Source organism: Flavobacterium sp. KH_001 (assembly GCF_057840745.1).
Genome location: NZ_CM174520.1, coordinates 2494441 through 2512192, shown reverse-complemented (window position 1 = coordinate 2512192; position 17752 = coordinate 2494441). Strand labels below are relative to the sequence as shown.

General features: G+C 33.0%; 16 protein-coding genes. 12 read left to right on the top strand and 4 right to left on the bottom strand.

Going from position 1 to position 17752, the window contains the following annotated elements; all coding sequences use genetic code 11:
- Positions 1 to 15 precede the first annotated feature (15 nt).
- The 4 genes from mobC to AC3ITQ_RS10795 all read left to right on the top strand — a co-directional run bounded on the left by mobC (position 16) and on the right by AC3ITQ_RS10795 (position 6192).
- Positions 16 to 1998, top strand: coding sequence for a conjugal transfer protein MobC (mobC, locus tag AC3ITQ_RS10810; RefSeq protein ID WP_489238924.1), 1983 nt, complete (start codon positions 16 to 18; stop codon positions 1996 to 1998).
- Between the two features lie 22 nt (positions 1999 to 2020).
- Positions 2021 to 2986, top strand: a complete 966-nt coding sequence (locus tag AC3ITQ_RS10805) for a PDDEXK nuclease domain-containing protein (RefSeq protein ID WP_489238681.1) — start codon at positions 2021 to 2023, stop codon at positions 2984 to 2986.
- A 76-nt stretch (positions 2987 to 3062) separates the two neighbouring features.
- Positions 3063 to 4697 (top strand): hypothetical protein, encoded by a 1635-nt coding sequence (locus tag AC3ITQ_RS10800; protein ID WP_489238679.1) that lies wholly within the window; start codon positions 3063 to 3065, stop codon positions 4695 to 4697.
- 13 nt (positions 4698 to 4710) lie between these two features.
- Positions 4711 to 6192: a protein NO VEIN domain-containing protein gene (locus tag AC3ITQ_RS10795; RefSeq protein WP_489238677.1), complete on the top strand. Its 1482-nt coding sequence runs from the start codon at positions 4711 to 4713 to the stop codon at positions 6190 to 6192.
- A gap of 60 nt (positions 6193 to 6252) precedes the next feature.
- Here AC3ITQ_RS10795 and AC3ITQ_RS10790 read toward each other — a convergent pair whose 3' ends face one another.
- The 4 genes from AC3ITQ_RS10790 to AC3ITQ_RS10775 are packed head-to-tail and all read right to left on the bottom strand — an operon-like array spanning position 6253 to position 11891.
- The gene (locus AC3ITQ_RS10790; protein ID WP_489238675.1) at positions 6253 to 7716 is read right to left on the bottom strand and encodes a type I restriction-modification system subunit M; all 1464 of its coding nucleotides are present in this window, start codon (positions 7714 to 7716) and stop codon (positions 6253 to 6255) included.
- 6 nt (positions 7717 to 7722) lie between these two features.
- Positions 7723 to 8763: a hypothetical protein gene (locus AC3ITQ_RS10785; RefSeq protein ID WP_489238674.1), complete on the bottom strand. Its 1041-nt coding sequence runs from the start codon at positions 8761 to 8763 to the stop codon at positions 7723 to 7725.
- A gap of 39 nt (positions 8764 to 8802) precedes the next feature.
- Positions 8803 to 10377, bottom strand: coding sequence for a restriction system-associated AAA family ATPase (locus AC3ITQ_RS10780; protein ID WP_489238673.1), 1575 nt, complete (start codon positions 10375 to 10377; stop codon positions 8803 to 8805).
- On the bottom strand, positions 10374 to 11891 hold the full coding sequence (locus AC3ITQ_RS10775; protein WP_489238671.1) for a restriction endonuclease subunit S: 1518 nt from the start codon (positions 11889 to 11891) through the stop codon (positions 10374 to 10376). Before AC3ITQ_RS10775 ends, AC3ITQ_RS10780 begins: the two co-directional genes overlap by 4 nt.
- Positions 11892 to 12333: 442 nt before the next feature.
- Here AC3ITQ_RS10775 and AC3ITQ_RS10770 point away from each other — a divergent pair, with 442 nt between their 5' ends.
- From AC3ITQ_RS10770 to AC3ITQ_RS10735, 8 genes are read left to right on the top strand one after another with little or no spacing between them, the layout of a single operon-like run.
- Positions 12334 to 12720, top strand: coding sequence for a single-stranded DNA-binding protein (locus AC3ITQ_RS10770; RefSeq protein WP_395431594.1), 387 nt, complete (start codon positions 12334 to 12336; stop codon positions 12718 to 12720).
- A 30-nt stretch (positions 12721 to 12750) separates the two neighbouring features.
- Positions 12751 to 13812 (top strand): DUF932 domain-containing protein, encoded by a 1062-nt coding sequence (locus AC3ITQ_RS10765; protein WP_489238669.1) that lies wholly within the window; start codon positions 12751 to 12753, stop codon positions 13810 to 13812.
- A 47-nt stretch (positions 13813 to 13859) separates the two neighbouring features.
- Complete coding sequence (locus AC3ITQ_RS10760) at positions 13860 to 14066, top strand: hypothetical protein (protein WP_489238668.1); 207 nt, start codon at positions 13860 to 13862, stop codon at positions 14064 to 14066.
- 4 nt (positions 14067 to 14070) lie between these two features.
- Positions 14071 to 14610, top strand: a complete 540-nt coding sequence (locus AC3ITQ_RS10755) for a prtrc system protein e (RefSeq protein ID WP_489238666.1) — start codon at positions 14071 to 14073, stop codon at positions 14608 to 14610.
- The gene (locus AC3ITQ_RS10750) at positions 14604 to 14822 is read left to right on the top strand and encodes a PRTRC system protein C (protein WP_073409949.1); all 219 of its coding nucleotides are present in this window, start codon (positions 14604 to 14606) and stop codon (positions 14820 to 14822) included. The genes AC3ITQ_RS10755 and AC3ITQ_RS10750 overlap by 7 nt, the downstream gene beginning before the upstream one ends.
- A gap of 56 nt (positions 14823 to 14878) precedes the next feature.
- A complete protein-coding gene (locus AC3ITQ_RS10745; protein ID WP_489238664.1) occupies positions 14879 to 15970 on the top strand; it encodes a hypothetical protein in 1092 nt (363 codons plus the stop codon).
- Positions 15967 to 16683, top strand: coding sequence for a PRTRC system protein B (locus tag AC3ITQ_RS10740; RefSeq protein WP_489238662.1), 717 nt, complete (start codon positions 15967 to 15969; stop codon positions 16681 to 16683). Before AC3ITQ_RS10745 ends, AC3ITQ_RS10740 begins: the two co-directional genes overlap by 4 nt.
- A complete protein-coding gene (locus AC3ITQ_RS10735) occupies positions 16680 to 17483 on the top strand; it encodes a PRTRC system ThiF family protein (RefSeq protein WP_489238660.1) in 804 nt (267 codons plus the stop codon). The genes AC3ITQ_RS10740 and AC3ITQ_RS10735 overlap by 4 nt, the downstream gene beginning before the upstream one ends.
- Positions 17484 to 17752 lie beyond the last annotated feature (269 nt).

Genomic DNA, 17752 nt, shown 5'->3' with positions numbered 1-17752 from the left:
CTTGACATCATGGCTATGCAGACAGGAGAAAACGAACAGGCGCTTAGAAAGATCTTGGATATGACAAGACTTATAAGCATCATTATTTTAGTAATCCATTTTTATTATTACTGCTATGCTGCCTTTCAGCAGTGGCATCTGGTCAGCGGATTCAGTGATAAAATTATGGGTAATATTTACCATACAGGATTATTCAATAATTTTCATAAATCCAAACTCTTTGCTCTGGGATTTTTAATCATCTCTTTAATTGGTGCAAAAGGAAGAAAAGATGAAAAACTGAATTACAAAACAGCTTTTGCTTACATCATTACGGGGATTCTGATTTACTTTATAAGTTGTCTTTCACTATACCTGAAAATAGAATTAATCTTGGCAGCAATTACCTATATGACCATAACTTCCAGTGGCTTTCTTCTGATGCTTTCCGGAGGTACGCTATTATCTCGTATTATAAAGAACAGGCTCAATAGTAAGGATGTTTTTAATAAAGAAAATGAAACTTTTCCTCAGGAAGAAAGACTTCTGGAAAATGAATATTCTATTAATCTGCCAGCCCGATATCACTTAAAGGATAAGATAAGGGACAGCTGGATAAATATTATTAATCCTTTTCGGGGACTGCTGGTTTCCGGTACGCCCGGATCCGGAAAATCTTATTTCGTCATACGCCATGTCATTACCCAGCACATACGAAAACAATTCACCATGTTTGTCTATGATTTCAAGTTTGATGACCTAACCAGAATAGTCTATAATACCTGGCTTAAATACAAACATCACTATCCGAAATTACCACAGTTTTATGTCATTAATTTTGATGACCTGACCCGGACAAATCGTTGTAATCCTTTAGAGCCATCTGGTATGAGTGACATTACGGATGCTTCAGAATCAGCGCGTACTATTTTGCTCGGACTCAACAGGGAATGGATCAAAAGACAGGGCGATTTTTTTGTAGAGTCACCGATTAATTTTCTTTCCGCCATAATATGGTATTTACGAAAATACAAAGACGGAGAATTCTGCACACTTCCCCATGTAATTGAACTCATGCAGGAAGATTACGATAGTCTCTTTACGCTACTTAGAACCGAAAAAGAAATCGAAGTACTTATTAATCCCTTTGTGAATGCCTACCTAAATAATGTTATGGACCAATTAGAGGGGCAAATTGCTTCTGCAAAAATTGCCATGGCACGGCTTTCCTCTCCACAATTGTATTATGTTTTATCGGGTAGTGACTTCACATTGGACATCAATAATCCAGACGATCCTAAGATCGTATGCATGGGCAATAATCCGCAGAAAATCCAAATATATGGAGCTGTGTTATCACTGTATGTTAACCGATTGGTAAAGCAAGTGAATCAAAAAAAGAAACAAAAAAGCAGTCTGATATTTGATGAATTTCCAACTATTTATCTAAACAATATGGACAGTTTGATTGCCACAGCTAGGAGCAATAAAGTAGCAACTTGTTTGGGTATTCAGGATTTTAGTCAGCTGCGTAAAGATTATGGACGAGAACAGGCAGACGTGATTATGAATATTGTTGGAAACGTAGTAAGCGGACAAGTTACAGGTGATACTGCCAAACAATTGTCAGAGCGTTTTGGAAAAATTATGCAGGATAGGGAAAGCCTTTCCATTAATAGCGGAGATACTTCTATAAGCCGGTCCAAACAATTGGAATCGGCAGTGCCTCTATCCAAAATTTCCGGACTTAGTTCTGGTGAATTCGTGGGTATGGTAGCGGATGATCCTGATTGTAAAATTGAACTAAAAACATTTCATTCTGAAATAGTAAATGACCATGAAGCATTAAAAAAAGAACAGGATCAATATGTTGATATTCCTATTATTCGCAAAGTTGATAATGCAATGGTACAGCGCAATTATCTACAGATAAAAAAGGACATCAAGGATATTATTTATGCAGAAAAGGAAAGACTATTAAATGATATTGAACTAAGTCATTTAGTAATTAAGAAGTGATAATAAATTAAAATCAAAAATAATGATACAAGAACAATTTACCGATGTAATCCAATTAATAAAACAATCCAGATCAAAAGCCATTTCAGCAGTTAACACTGAAATGATTAATCTGTACTGGAATATTGGACAATACATTTATAATCGTATCGAAACAGCACAGTGGGGAAAATCAGTAGTAAAAGAGCTGGCTGATTTTTTACAAAGAAGTGAGCCTGATTTAAAAGGATTTTCGGATAAGAATCTTTGGAGAATGAAGCAATTTTATCAGACATACAAAGCTTTTCCAAAACTCTCAGCACTGCTGAGAGAAATCAGTTGGACAAACAATCTCATTATTCTAAGCAGGACTAAATCAATCGAAGAACAAGAATTTTATTTGCGGCTTTCAAGTCAGGAAAAATTTAGTTCAAGAGAATTAGAAAGGCAAATAAACAGTGGCGTTTTTGAAAGGACTATTATTGGAAATACAAAAGTCTCATCAGTGATGAGAGAATTACATCCCGATATCACAAACACATTTAAGGATAGTTACATATTTGATTTTTTAAACCTTTCGGATTCGTATAGCGAAAGTGATTTGCAAAAAGGTCTGATTAATCAGATGAAAAATTTTATACTTGAATTGGGTAAGGATTTCTTATTTATCGGAGAAGAGTATAAAGTTCAGGTGGGACATAGTGATTTTTATATTGATCTGGTATTTTATCACAGAGGTTTACAATGTTTGGTAGCATTTGAGTTAAAATCAGATAAATTTAAACCCGAACATTTGGGTCAGTTAAATTTTTACCTAGAAGCATTAGATCGAGATGTGAAAAAGCAGAATGAAAACCCAAGTATTGGTATTTTATTATGTAAAGACCAGGATCATGCAGTTGTAGAATATGCTTTAAGCCGAAGTCTTTCTCCAACAATGGTTGCTGAATATAAGATTCAGCTGCCGGATAAGTATTTGCTTAAGCAGAAACTAGACGATTTGTTTTAATTATAGTTCTTATTTGACTGAAATAGAATATAAAAAGTTAATTATTTCAATAACTTAGCTATTCAAAAAAAGACACATGGCAAAAATTCAAGTAGACGGTAATACAGTTTTAACTTTTCAATATGATGGTTACGTTGATATTTATTGGACAGAATTATCAATGGAAATTAGCGCAAAGTATGGTCATGATACTATTTATAATTCACTGATAGTTGAAGAGATATTGTTACATTCTTTTACTTACTATTGCAATAAGTTTAGGGAGTTATTGATAAGCGAAAATAATTTTCAATTTTTTAAATATGTTTTTTACCTTCATGAAGAGTCTCAAAAAATAGTTGAGAAAACTCAAAATGGTTTTAAGCTTCCTCCCACAATAAATAAAGATTTTGCCGCATATCGACGAATACTCAAGCTAATTTTAGAACAAGGTTGTGATAATAATCTAAACTGGGGGACTTATCCAATGGAAGCTGAATTTGAAGCGATGGATGAGAAAATTCAGCATCTTACCTATCTAGGAACATGGATGTATCAATTTGCTGAATTTATTGCATATCAGAAAATGATTGAGGAGGCTCATAAAATTGAATTTGATGAGGGAGGGATGGCAATCAGCTGGCAGCATCATTATGGAGCCATTTACAAAGAATTTTTCTCTACACTTTCAGTTGATTATGAGAAAGGGGTATTTGATGAAACAGCTGTTGACGAGTTAAAAAAGGCAATTAATAATTGTTTTGATATAGATTATGATTTCGCCGGCGGGCAGATATTCGAAATAAAAAAACACCACAATCCTAAATCACCTGAATTACAAACAATTGAACCTTATGTTTTGCCAGCTAATTTACATGCACAAAAAGGTGTTAGCATTCAAAGTGCTGAACAATTTTATAATGGATTGTCACTATCACGCAATAACAAAATGTCACTTGAAGATGTTGTATTAAAACCATATTCTACCGAAAGGTATATGTACAGACCAATTCTCATATATACGATTGATGGAGTCGAAAGGGCTTTAGTTGGTAAGCATAAATTTATGGAAAGTATATTTGTTTTGGCAACTAATGCTATCAGTTGGAACACTATTCCACCTGAATGGAGGACTAACAAGCTTATGTTAAAGTATATGAGTTTAAAAGGTCACCAACACGACAAAATTCTTGAAGACAAAATTGAAGCTATTCTTGTGGAAAAAAAACTTTTGTATTGTCGAAATATCAAGTCCTTTAAACAACCTAAAAAAGACAATATAAACATTGATAATCAGCTTGCAGGAGAAATTGACTATATTATTGTAAACAGAAAATCAAAATTGATTCTAGTGGCTGATTCAAAATACAATAAGACAAGATATGAAGCTGTCGGTTATAGAACAGATACTACACATTTTATTAAAAAATATGAACCTCAGCTTGAAAGAAAGATTACTTGGATTTCACTAAATAAAGATATTTTACAAGAGCACTTAAAAATAATATACAATATTTTAGATTTGGATATATTGAATTATGATGTACAAGGAGTATTCTTTATCAATACGCCAACGTTTTACATGTTCAATGGAAAATACAAAGTTATCACATTGGCGCAGACCGCTGATTATCTAGATGGTAAATATGCATATCCTACTGTGAGTTATGAAAATGAGAATGGAGAAAAATCAATTATTGAGCATCCCTATTTCATCAAACCTAAAAGTTAAAATTATATCAATAATGAATGAACAAGTAAGAAGTTATCTCATAGAAGCAGCAAGGATACCTGGTAAGTTTGTATTTTACAGTGATGTGGTTAAAGACTGCAATCTAAATTACGATTTATCAACTATACAGGGTAAAAAGCAATTAAGTGATATGCTTGGTTTAGTGTCTGAATTCGAAAGTATACAAGGACGTCCTTTGATAAGTTCTTTAGCTATTTATAAAGATGTAAAAATAAATGACCATGGAAACGGATTTTATAAAATTGCAGAACAATTAGGTAAAGGAAATTTCAGTAAACTGAAAGGCGACTTGTATGGTTTCATAGAAGCAGAAAAATGTCGTATTTATTGGCAAGAGGAAGATAATTATACACAGTTTGCAAATCTGACATCACAAGTTAATTCTAAAAAAGAACCTGATTTTTTTACAAAAGATGAATTCAACTTTTTTAAAGAATGGCAATTGAAGTCCTACAACCCTAAAAATCAAAATCATGTTGAGGCTAAAAATAATCTTATGGATACTGTTTGGGAAAAGAGTGTTTATTTAGGAAAGGAAATTGTTAAAAGATTAGATGGGTTCGATTTAGATGCTAAAAAAATTTGGAGCCAGAGAGGTTGGAAACTAGAAGATGGGAAAAATGTTCAAGCAGCAAAATTTAAAGCTTACACATGGGTAAAAATCTTTAAAAAAAATGATCGTGATAAAGATATATTTTTTACGTTCGGAATAGATGCATTTCCTGAAACCGAAGCATTTGTTTATAAAATTGATTGTCAAGAAACTCGAAATTCAAAGCTTAGTGACAAACAAATTATCCTATTCAAGGAAATGAGACCTAAATCTGCTCATTGGAATACGATTGCTTTTAATGATTTACTTAATCTTACTTGGGAAGATCTCATAATAACTTGTGTAAATTTTATTAAATCGCATGTCGAACAATATAATGCTATTATAAATGCTATTTGGGGAGAGCCGATTCCTTCCACTTTATTTAAAAACTATCTAATTAAAAGAGATAAGCCTACTAATGGGGCTGAATCAATTCCAGAGAACAAAAGCGAATTCAAAGGTGTTGATGTCGATTTTGAAAAGTTAAGAAGCGAACAAAAAAAATTAGGAGATGCTGGTGAAGCACTTGTAAAACAGAATGAAATTGATTTTCTTGAAAAGAAAAAGATGTTTAATGAAGCTGCCTCCGTTAAAATTGTAAAAGATGGAGAAGGCTATGATATTCTTTCATTTGATGAAAAGGGAAATCATAAATATATTGAAGTTAAAACAACGAATAGCAATGAATATACACCTTTTTACTTAAGTAATAATGAAATAAATTTTATGAAATTAAATTTAGAATCATATTGTATTTACAGGGTTTATAATTATGATGTAGAAAATAATTTTGGAGAATTCTTTGAGTTAAGAGGCGATTTACAAAACCAATTATTAATGGAACCAATACAATATAGAGTATTTATAAAGAAAAGTTAGAAACTTTTCTTTATAAATATTTTAAATATCTTTAATTTCTTTCTAGTCCTGATATAATTATTACTTTATATTTAAGCTATTTGAGACTTCTTTAAAACTAGCTAAAGCACTTTCTAGATTACTAATAATCTCCAATACTAGAATTTCTGGATCTGCTAAGTTGTCAATATCAACTAAATTATTATCCTTCAACCAGAAGATATCAAAGTTTGTTTTATCTCTTGAATATAGTTCTTCTAAACTAAATTTTCGAAATCTACCCTTAGAATTTTTGACATTCCAAGTTTCACTTGTTAAATTTCGATCTTTTGCATGATAACAATTTACGAAAGATTCCAAATGTTCATAACGTAAAATTTGAGTTTTTAAAGTATGATGAATATTTGTCCTGTAATCATAAAACCATATTCCATCACTCTTTTTTTGAAAGTCTTTTTCAAAAAACAGTACATTACATTGCACCCCATTTGCATAAAAAATACCAGTTGGTAATCGCAAAATAGTATGTAAATTTGTCTTTTCTAAAAGCTCCTTTCTTATTATTTCACCTGCCCCTCCTTCGAATAAAACATTATCAGGAAGTACAACTGCAGCCCTTCCATTAGCATCTAAAAGAGAAATAATATGTTGTACAAATGCTAGTTGTTTATTACCTGTCGTTACCCAAAAATCTTTACGTAATTTGTATTCATTATTTTTTAATAACTTTTCATCGTTTGTTAAAATATAACTACTACTTTTTCCAAAAGGAGGATTAGCCAAAACAATCTTACATTTGTCATCTGGTGGATTTAATAAACTATCTTCCACATTAATATTAGGAGTTTCTTTTAAATCTCCAATACCATGTAAAAATAAATTCATCAAGCACAATCTCGCAGTGGAAGGTACAATTTCCCATCCTCTAAAAGTATCAAATTCAAAAAATTTTTTAGTATCAGTTTTTTTTAAATCAGATTTATAATTAGTTTTTAAATATTCTATTGCTCCCAAAAAAAAGCCACCAGTTCCACAGCTAGGATCCCAAATAGTCTCCTTCGGTTTTGGCTGTATACATTCCACCATCGCTTTAATAATTGGTCTTGGAGTAAAATATTGACCTGCACCACTACTTTCAGCGCTTTTTTGAAGAAGTGACTCATAAATATCTCCTTTAATATCAACTTTATCAGATACCCATTCATCTTCATTAATTAACTCTATTAATTTATGCAACTTATATGGATCATGAATTTTATTTTGAGCTCCATCAAAAATTTTCTTCAACATTCCTGTAGAATTTGACAATATATGTAATGCGTCAAAATATGCTGTAGTTAAATTATCTGTCGAATGATTTAATAGATATTGCCAATTACATTTTTCTGGAATATCAAATTTTTTATTATATGGAGGGTTAGAAAATTCATCTGCCATTTTTAAAAATAGGAGATAAGTAATTTGCTCTAAATAATCACTATAATTCACCCCATCGTCTCTAAGGGTATCACAGAAAGACCATATTTTTGCTACTAAATTATTCATTTTAAACTAATTTATCTCTTTAATTAATTGATTATATAAAACAGAATTATTACACTTATAAAGATATTTATAAAGAGATGATTTAACAATATATCTCTTTTGTAATTTATCTTTTCCGTATCTCCTAAAATGCATTATAAAATATTTTTTTAAACAATTTTCGTCTGCTACTTTAATTCCATGATCTTTTAATTCTTGTTTAAATTGACCAATCCAAGTATTATAATCCGTTAATAGTATGTCCCGTATATAGCGCTCCCTTATTTTATATACTTCATCCCAAGAACGAGTTATTTCTGTATCTGGTTTGATTTGAATTTCCCATTTTCCATTTCGATTTGCAGTATCAGTAAAAGGAAATACTGTTCCAGAAAAATTTAATTCTATATCAATAGAATTTAAAAATGGATAATTAAATACCCTTCTTGTTTTGTCAGAATGATAAAAAACATCCGTATCATGTTTGTATTTTTGATTACACTCAGAACATGAAGGAGCCATATTTTTTAAATTTATAGCCGAAATTGGATAATCTCCCTTAAATGCCAAGTGATCATAATCAGCCCTATAAGACTGTGGATGTGATAATGGATTTATACCGCAAAAAGTACAAATCCGTGACTCTGGAAGGTGATCAAAAATTTCTTCATAATGTTTGTCAATTTCCCAGGAATTAGTCTTCAAACTGTCCCACAATTCACTCATTAAATGATCAAAAGAATTATTGCCTAAAATTTCAGAAATTCTATCCTTATGCATTACTGAAACATTTATTAAACTATTTTCAAAATAAAGATGCAAATCCCTTGAAAAAAGAATAAGCTTATAAAACTTTAATTTTTCGGAATCGTCAAGTTTCTTAAATGTTTCAAAAAATATTTTAAATTTATCATTTAGTTTTTTATTCTCCCTTCTGTGTGGAGCTATCTTTCCAGCTTTATTTAGAAAACTATTATGAAAATATATAGTAGGTTCGTATTTAGCTCGCTTCTTTACATTTCTAATTTTTCTTATAAAGAATAAAAAATGCTGATTTAATTTATGCATTTTATGTTCTTTTACGTAATGATATTTATAGAGCATATATTAATTTTGGATAGATTTTAAAAATTCAATTTTTCTATGTAAAGATGTTAATTCATAAGATTCTCCTAACTCTTTTATACGCTTTTCAATGTAATCAACATCATCCGAATTCTCCAATTCTTTAATTAACGAGAGAGAATCTTCTGAAATAGGAATCTTTATATCAAAAGCCATTTTTAAAATTTCATCAAAAGATGCTCCATATGTCTCCTGAGTTGGTTCTGTTATTAATATTTTATCATCATTTCGAGTAAAAATAAATACATTTTCATTTTTACTGTCCGAAATGACAAAAGGTGAGTGCGAGGTTATAAACATATCTTGTTTACGACCTTTGGTTATTTGCTTTAAAATACTAATAAATGTCCTACGCCAAGTTGGATTAAAATGTGTTTCCGGTTCATCAAGAAGAAATAAACAATTATCTAAATCAATCATTAAAACTGTTCCGAAAACATTCAGAAATTGGTGCTCTCCGTCACTTAGACTCAAATAGTCCAGAACATTTTCATTTGTTAATCGTAGTTTTAATTCTGAATAACGAAGAACTTTATCTTCCTCAGGAACCATAGGCATTCTTGTAACAAGCCTACGTTCTTTTCTATCTGTCTTAATCTTTCTAACTATGTCATCTTTTATTATCAGATTATTTAATAATTCAAATTTATACAATGCTGTATATAACTCTAAAGCACTATTAAAATGATATTTAAAAAGCTTAATTATATTCTTATCATCTAAATTATATTCTAAAACCCATCTCTTGTGTTTAATATCACTTTCATCTTGCACTGCTTTAGGACAACATTTTATTAATTTTTCTTTCCAAATTTCTAGTTCTTTTGTCAACTTAATTCCTCCATCACCTTTATGGTTATAAAAAGGTGCATTTGGCTGGTTGGTTTGAATTGTTATTTTAAAACTTACTAAATTTTTAATTCGCAATTCTTTTTTCAAGACAGAAATAGTTTCAATATTATCTTCAAAGATTAAACTACTTATTGCTATTCCTAAATTTGTATTATAGTTCATAAAATACAACATAGGCTCGTAATCTTTAGCATTCTTAAATTCTTTTTTTAATGCTCTTTCGCCTGTATATTTTGCATATTCATCATAATATAGATCAAAAGGAAGACTTAATGTTTCATTATCACCTGATGTATAACCAATAACTTTTTGTGGTAAAAAATTTTTAAAATCATTTATATCAAAAACATAAGAAGAATCAGTCTCTTTCAGAATATCAATAAAAATATCTTTTTTCTTCGTTCCTATTTTATCACAATCGATAATTACAAGATATTTCACATTATCAATAGTTACTTCGTACTCTATTTTAAAGGCAAAAGGTGATACTTCTTTCTCTTTCTTATTTTCCAACCTAAATAATGCATCCAAGAACAAAAATATTTCTGCCAGCAATTCTAATATTTGAGATTTACCTGATCCATTTATACCTATTAAACAATTAGCATGTATAAAGTCATCATCTGACTTTGGGAAAAATAAATCAACCCCTTTCATTAAAGGCTTGTAGTCAATATCATGTATTTTCAGTCTCCTAATTTTCATTTTATGCTGTATTTAATAATTCCAGATTTATCATCAAAATGATCAATAATAATATTTTTACTTTCAAGTTTTTCAAACTCCAAGCTAAAATTAAATTTAGACAAATTTGCAACCGCAAATAGTTCTGCATAAGTAAAATATTTATCATCAAAATGTTTAATAATAATTTTTTTTAAATCAATATTTTCTTTTTTAAATCTTACACGCGTCTTATTAATTTCTAGCTCATTTTCTTTGTAAGCTTTTTTATGCACAAGTAGAGTTTGCAAATATTCTTTAATATCACTGTCCGATTTCAGCCTACTAGTAAGTTTTCCTTGAAATGCATGATCATATATTTTTTTAATTAATGAATTATTTGCTAAAATATTCTGTTCGATTTCTTGTGAAATTTTAATAATAGATGTAATATTTTCTTCTAAATGATTTACAATATCACTTTGGATATCTAAATCTGGTACTCTCAAATTTAAAAGCCTTAGATCTTTTAAAACAATTCTTTTTATTGCAACTCCCTTTTTTGAGCTTAATGCTTGGTTTAAAAAGATATCCGACTTTAAATAATAATATAAATATTTAGCAGATATTAAACTTAAATTCGGTGTAATAATGGCTAAAGATGACAATACAACAAATTCTTCCTTATAATTATTCAAGGCTACTTTACCAACTGTCCCATCTTTAGAAAACAATATATCATTCATTAAAGGAGAGCATCCACTCTTCTTTAAAACATCAAAACTCGCTTTGTCTATTTTCTTACAATTTATAAAATCTATTAAATCATCTTTTATGTCTTTTACTGTAACATAAGGCATTCCATTAGCTTGTGATTTAGGCGAGAAATGCGATCCATCTGTTATTTTTAAAGTTATATCTTTTAAAAGATAGCTTTTATAAATAATATTTGAATTAGTGAACGCGGCATTTAAAATTGATTTAAGTAATAAATTAGTTTTTTGCTTTGCAATATCTAGTTCCTTATTGCTTTTATCTAACTCACTAATTAACTCTTCAATTCTGTCAACTATTCTAACTTGCTCTTGCGGAGATGGTAATGGAATTGATAATTTTTTAAGAGTATTTAGATATACTCCTTTTTGAGCAGTGCCTTGAGCATTTTCCAATAACTGCTTTTGAAAAAAGGGAGATTGTAAAGCATATAATAAATATTTAGGCTCGATCAAAGATTTTAAAACAGTTACGCTCCTCTGCAAGGTAAATTTTACAAACTTTTCTGGTACGATTGCACTTCTTCCTATAGTTCCAACGGTCGTTAACAGTATATCATTATATTGAATATCTGTTCGTGAATTTTCAACATGATAATCCTCATCCGAAAGATACCTAACATTCTCATAAGAAATAAAATTATTTTGTATGTTTCTTGCACTAAGCATTGGAGATCCGTAATCAATACCTTTAGGCGGATTATGTGACCCGTCAGTTATTTTTTTTGTAACATCGTCCAACGTTACCCATAGCCAATTATTTACCGTCTTTTTTAAATTCATTCGATGCCTATTCCTATTTAAACTTCTGATCTTTTAACTCGGAAATGTACGATAAATAAAGATTATTATTATAAATAATAAATGTTTTTATTACGGAACACAATCTTCTAAAATACAACAATCTAAGATACTATTTCATCTTCCATTTTATTTATTATTTCCATTCTATTTTGTGAGGTAATAAAATATCGTCGAGCTATAGGACTTAAAGCTTTCACTCGAAACGGACTAAAAGGGCAGCTAAGATAGTGACTTAAGCATGCCCCGTGCGCATAATGGCGGCGCTTCCCCTTGCCACCCTTCGGGACTTATAGCACTTACCCATCCTTAAGCCACTTGCATCTTGCTTTCTTTTTTCCCGTTTTTTCGTTTTGAAAACAATTTTTGTGGGAGCAGGATTAGAGAGAAACTAAAACAGTAGTAATCTTTAAATTTTAAAATTATGGAAATCACAGGACGAGTAACAGCAGATGCATCAGTTCAAAAAGTGAACAATGACAAACAAGTGGTCAATTTCAGTATTGCCATCAACGACAATTACAAACCTAAAGGAAGTACCGAAGTAAAGGAAGTAACAACCTATATCAATTGCTCTTATTGGTTAAATACTGCTACAGCACAGTGGCTTAAAAAAGGAACTCTTGTACAGCTCTTTGGGCGTATTGGCATGAATGTTTACAATAACAGCGAAGGTATGGCAGTAGGCACTTTGACCTTTCACACCAACAATATTAAAATTTTGGTTTTTCCCAAAAAAGCAGAGACTACTAAAGCCTCTTCAGCAGTAAAGGAAAAGAAATCAAAAAAAGCACAGGACGTACCCTTTTAACACAATCACAATAACTTAAAATGTAACATCATGGCACACAATATCAATTACAACGAGAAGACAGGAAAACACAGTTTTTTCAGCACTAAACAAAAAGCATGGCACAATTTGGGGCAGATTATTACCGATTACCCGACAAGCGCCGAAGCAATTAAACACGCTGGTTTGGATTATGAAGTAGAAAAACGCAAGCTTTTTACACCTAGTTCAACAGAAATTATTTTGGATAATGAAATCATTCACAATAAAATAGAAGTACCTAATTACTTCAGTACGGTACGAATCGACAATGATGCCGTTTTGGGCGTAGTTGGAAAAGACTACCAAATTGTACAAAACAGGGACGCCTTTTCTTTTTTTGACAGTATCGTAGGCGGTGACGGAATCCTATACGAAACCGCAGGGGCACTCGGAAAAGGGGAACGCATCTTTATAACGGCAAAACTGCCCGATTATATCAGGGTTGGTAACGATGATTTGATTGAAAAATATATTTTCCTGACCACTTCCCATGACGGAAGCGGAAGCATAACCGCAGCATTCACCCCCATACGTATCGTATGCAACAATACCCTTAATGCCGCTATGAACAGTAAAACTAATACCGTTCGTATTCGTCATACCTCCAATGCCAAACAACGCTTGGAACAGGCACATAAAGTAATGGGGATATCCGATATGTTATCATCACAGATGGAGAATATTTTTAACCATTGGACAAAAATCCGAATCACGGACAATGAAGTGAAAAAACTAATACAGTCTGCCCTTGTTCCGAGCAAAGGGGTGCTTAAAACCATACAAGATGGTAAGGAGGATGAACTTTCAACTTGTTTTACAAATATGGTGGATAATGCATTTGAATATGCCATGAACAACCCAACACAACTGATGGACACTACCAAAGGGACTGTTTTTGGGGCTTACAATGCAATCACAGGATATTTTCAGAATGTTAGAAATTACAAAGATGAAGAGGCTAAATTAACTTCGCTTTTGATGGGGGGTACAGGACAGATTCGCACACAGTCCGCTTTTAACCTTTGTGTGGAATTTGCAAATAAAGGCTCGGACGCCTTGATTCTGAATTAGCTAATCGGGACAGGCATAATCTGCCTGTCCTTTTAAACCCTGAAATCATGATACAAATAGAAGATAGAAATGGAGAGAATATTGAAGTTATAAATTTAGCAGAGGCAATAAAACAGGCAGACTACTTCAGGAATTTTGCCCATGAAGACAAACTCTTTGAAAACTTTGATAAAAAACGGCAAGCCTATTGGCAAGACCTGTACGAAAAGTTAGTAGCAATTAGTGATTTAGAGGTAAAACAAATTAAACAGTAAAGCAATGGAAACCAATTTTTTTAAATCAATCCTCGCCTTGCAGGTAGCAGGGAATTGGAAAATAAACATAGTCAAAGAAGAAGCAGACAAACTAATCGTATCGGTATTGTTTTTTAATGATACCGTTGGCGATGATGCCCGCAAAAAAGTACCGCCTATTTTGCTAAAAGGCACGGCGGAGGAACTCGACAACGGATTTTTTCAGGCGATTACAGAGCCTGTAAAAGATACCGCAAAGCTTTTTGCCAATATGGAACAGTTCCTCAAAGAAAAGGAACAGGCAAAAGTGAGTTCACAGATGGAAAAAGACAACATTCTGAAAAGAGATAAGGAGAAATCCGAATTGCAGAAACAATACGAATCAGCCATGAAAAAAGCAGACGAACTCCAAACGGCAGGTAAATTTAAAGAAGCATGGATGAAAGTGCCTCCCGCTGACCTGTATCCTGAATATAAGGACATTATTCATGCCCGAAAAGCAGAGCTTTCCGATAAGTTCCCCATAGACCTTTTCAATGACCTCAAAACCGAAGAGCCATGTTAACAGCCACCACCTTAGAGCGCATTTTTATCTTCAGAGATAAAGAAGTAGATATAAAACTCGCCGACCCATCGCCGTCATTCAGCCCCGAAGCGGTACTCAATTTTTATGCGCAGACCTATCCGATTTTAACCACGGCATCCATAGAAGGACCTGTTATAAATGACGATGCCGTGCAGTACAAATTTGTATCTCAGATCGGCACAAAAGGATAAACCATGAAAACGCAAACAATAACAGGCAGTATTAAACTGCCAAAAAACAAAAAGCAATGCAGACTATACAGACAGTTAGGGGAATTCGCAGAAAATACAGACCGACTGCCCGATGCGCACCAAGTAAAAAAGAACCCGAACAGTTCCGCTCCGCTAGAACTCCTGCCGATAGTTTTTTAAGACATTCTTTTCTGCCATTGTTCGAAATGGGTAAAAAAATACCCGACCAATTTCAGGTAGAAAATGATTTTTTTAATTCTCTTGCTCTCCTGACAGGATTGTATGGTTTTGAGGTTTTGGGTACTACAGGCAAATCCTATCCCTATAATATATTATTAGCACATTGCGATGCTCAGAAGCAGTTGAACCGTTTGGGTCGCGATATTGAATTGTCCATTATGCAGTGTAATAATGGCTGTGTAAAATTAGCAACCAAGCATATTTATAACACGTGCAATACGCTGTACTATATTCCTGTACTGCCCTTGTACCGACTATTACAAAAAAGGAAACAGAAACGAACGGCAGAATTACTGCTCTCTGTTTTTGCCTATCTCTACCATATTGCAGGGATTCCCTATTACAGGGAAGACAATAGTTATCTTTATTACCACTATGAGTGTATGGAAGAATGGATGATTGATGAACTGGAGGATGAAGAGTCTGAAAACGGAAATAGTATGATTTCAGAATTAAACACGGCTTCATACTATGGAGATGTTATGCACCGTAAAATGTACAATCCCTATCATCTGAGTGTCTTTGAAAAACGCATAGGCAGTTATAAATTCAATAACCCTTTCGAAAAAGACTGCCTAAGTGTTGCCAAACAGGCATTGGCATTAATGCTTGAATATCCTGCGGACACTATTTTTCAAAATACCTCCAATGAGGTGTTTGAAAGTGAAGAAGGAATTATAAGGGCAGAACAGTACATTTCCTTTATAGCAGAGACTGATGGACAACTCTATGAGAATATTGCACGGGTAATCAATGATGAATTGAACGAATGCTCCGAAATAGAAGAGCCTTCACTCCTGCAGATCTATGATGCCCAAAACGAGTTAACCCATAAAGCGATCGATTTCGAATACAGGCTGTTTCCACTTCTAAATGATTTATGCACCCTTTTAAATAATATACCATGAAAGATATAACCTCCGCATTCGGAACATTGTACAATCCTGTAAAAGCCTTTGTAGTCTATCAGAAACATTCTGCTGAAAAATCCATTTATGTGGAAGCCTATGATATGGATAAAAATGGCTGTCCCATAAACGCCCATCCCTTAAGCCTTAAAGAAAGCACGCAAATTGCCAGTGCCCTTGATACATCAGACGAACTGACCCGTAAATTTTTAAAGCCATCAGGACTGCTTCCTAAAAATGTACTGCATTTGAATCCCGAGCATAATGGTTCTGCCATTTGGTACACCCCTTCGCAAAAAGTCAGTTTGTTTTTCGTGGAGAGTTTAGGAATTACAAACGGAGAAGCATTTGTACCGCCCTTGTTATGGAAAGCCTCTAAAAACACGCTGTACATTTATGCAATAGACACCGAAATGCAAATAAACGAACAGACACCCCTTTATCATGCACCGTTTTTTAATTTATATGACGATGGCAGGGTCTGCATGGGGACGGTATCAGTTACTATAAAGTCAGACTGCCATTTGGAAGAATTCATTTCGCTTTGGGAACAGTATTTTTTTAACAGCTATTTCAGTCATCTGATTGGAAATACAAGTCCTGTAAAAGGAAACATCATACAGCTTTGGCAGAAATTGGTGGGTAGCGGAAAATCGTTTCCCATAAAATCCTTACTCAAAAATGGTTTAACACTTAAAAAATTACTATCATGAATACACAAAGCGCCATGCATTACGCGCACAATTACCTGATAAACCCAACCAATCCCATAACGGTAAATCTTATTGGCGCAGGAGGAACAGGAAGCAGGATGCTCACTGAACTCGCAAGAATGAACCACAGCCTTATAGCCTTGGGACATCCTGGACTACAGGTTAATTTGTTCGATGATGATGTAGTCACTAATGCCAATCAGGGACGACAGCTTTTTGCAGATGCTGAGGTTGGGCTTCCCAAAGCAGTAGCACTTATAAATCGTATCAATCGCTTTTTTGGAACGAATTGGAAAGCCGTAACAGAGCAATTTTCAACAGCTAATCTGAAATCCCTGCCCAATCGTGGCAGAGCAAATATTTACATTAGTTGTGTTGATACCGCAAAGGCACGTTTTGATATTGCAGATTTATTAAAGAACTGTAATGGAAATAATGATTTTGAACGCAACAAATCCCTTTATTGGCTCGACCTCGGCAACGCCCAAAATACAGGTCAGGCGATGCTCTCGACAATCAGCGAAATCCAACAGCCTGATTCCAAACTATACAGGACTGTACCCAGTCTTCCGATGCTAACCGATGAATTTAAGGAATTACTAATGGCGCAGACAGATAACAATGAGCCGAGCTGTTCCCTTGCCGAGGCACTCGAAAAACAGGATTTATTTATTAATGCGACACTTGCCTGTATGGGGGCATCACTACTATGGAAATTATTTCGTGAAGGCATGACTGCCCAAAGAGGATTTTTTCTGAATCTTGGCACTTTTAGGTTAGAACCTATAGCGGTAGGCTAATGCCCGCCGCCCCGCAATTGGTCGGGCAATTGCGGGGCGCTTTAAAACGGAACAACATCATTAGCTATATTGCTCATTACACAATCGCAATATAGCTAATGATGTTTGTGTGTTTAGTGTTTTATTTTCAAAATGCAATAAGTACCCTAAACTACTAATTTTTAATTTTTACTAGAATAATTAATATACTGACAGCCATCATGGTAATGTTTCTAACCCTGATAAATCGTTAAATTAATTTTATATGAAATGACATCTAAATCCCCTAT

Coding starts and splice junctions, on each gene's coding strand:
- AC3ITQ_RS10765 (WP_489238669.1), top strand. CDS start 12,751: ATGGCACACAATATCAATTACAACGAGAAGACAGGAAAACACAGTTTT.
- AC3ITQ_RS10805 (WP_489238681.1), top strand. CDS start 2,021: ATGATACAAGAACAATTTACCGATGTAATCCAATTAATAAAACAATCC.
- AC3ITQ_RS10800 (WP_489238679.1), top strand. CDS start 3,063: ATGGCAAAAATTCAAGTAGACGGTAATACAGTTTTAACTTTTCAATAT.
- AC3ITQ_RS10740 (WP_489238662.1), top strand. CDS start 15,967: ATGAAAGATATAACCTCCGCATTCGGAACATTGTACAATCCTGTAAAA.
- AC3ITQ_RS10790 (WP_489238675.1), bottom strand. CDS start 7,716: ATGAATAATTTAGTAGCAAAAATATGGTCTTTCTGTGATACCCTTAGA.
- AC3ITQ_RS10795 (WP_489238677.1), top strand. CDS start 4,711: ATGAATGAACAAGTAAGAAGTTATCTCATAGAAGCAGCAAGGATACCT.
- AC3ITQ_RS10770 (WP_395431594.1), top strand. CDS start 12,334: ATGGAAATCACAGGACGAGTAACAGCAGATGCATCAGTTCAAAAAGTG.
- AC3ITQ_RS10760 (WP_489238668.1), top strand. CDS start 13,860: ATGATACAAATAGAAGATAGAAATGGAGAGAATATTGAAGTTATAAAT.
- AC3ITQ_RS10735 (WP_489238660.1), top strand. CDS start 16,680: ATGAATACACAAAGCGCCATGCATTACGCGCACAATTACCTGATAAAC.
- AC3ITQ_RS10745 (WP_489238664.1), top strand. CDS start 14,879: ATGCAGACTATACAGACAGTTAGGGGAATTCGCAGAAAATACAGACCG.
- AC3ITQ_RS10775 (WP_489238671.1), bottom strand. CDS start 11,891: ATGAATTTAAAAAAGACGGTAAATAATTGGCTATGGGTAACGTTGGAC.
- AC3ITQ_RS10750 (WP_073409949.1), top strand. CDS start 14,604: ATGTTAACAGCCACCACCTTAGAGCGCATTTTTATCTTCAGAGATAAA.
- AC3ITQ_RS10785 (WP_489238674.1), bottom strand. CDS start 8,763: ATGCATAAATTAAATCAGCATTTTTTATTCTTTATAAGAAAAATTAGA.
- AC3ITQ_RS10780 (WP_489238673.1), bottom strand. CDS start 10,377: ATGAAAATTAGGAGACTGAAAATACATGATATTGACTACAAGCCTTTA.
- mobC (WP_489238924.1), top strand. CDS start 16: ATGCAGACAGGAGAAAACGAACAGGCGCTTAGAAAGATCTTGGATATG.
- AC3ITQ_RS10755 (WP_489238666.1), top strand. CDS start 14,071: ATGGAAACCAATTTTTTTAAATCAATCCTCGCCTTGCAGGTAGCAGGG.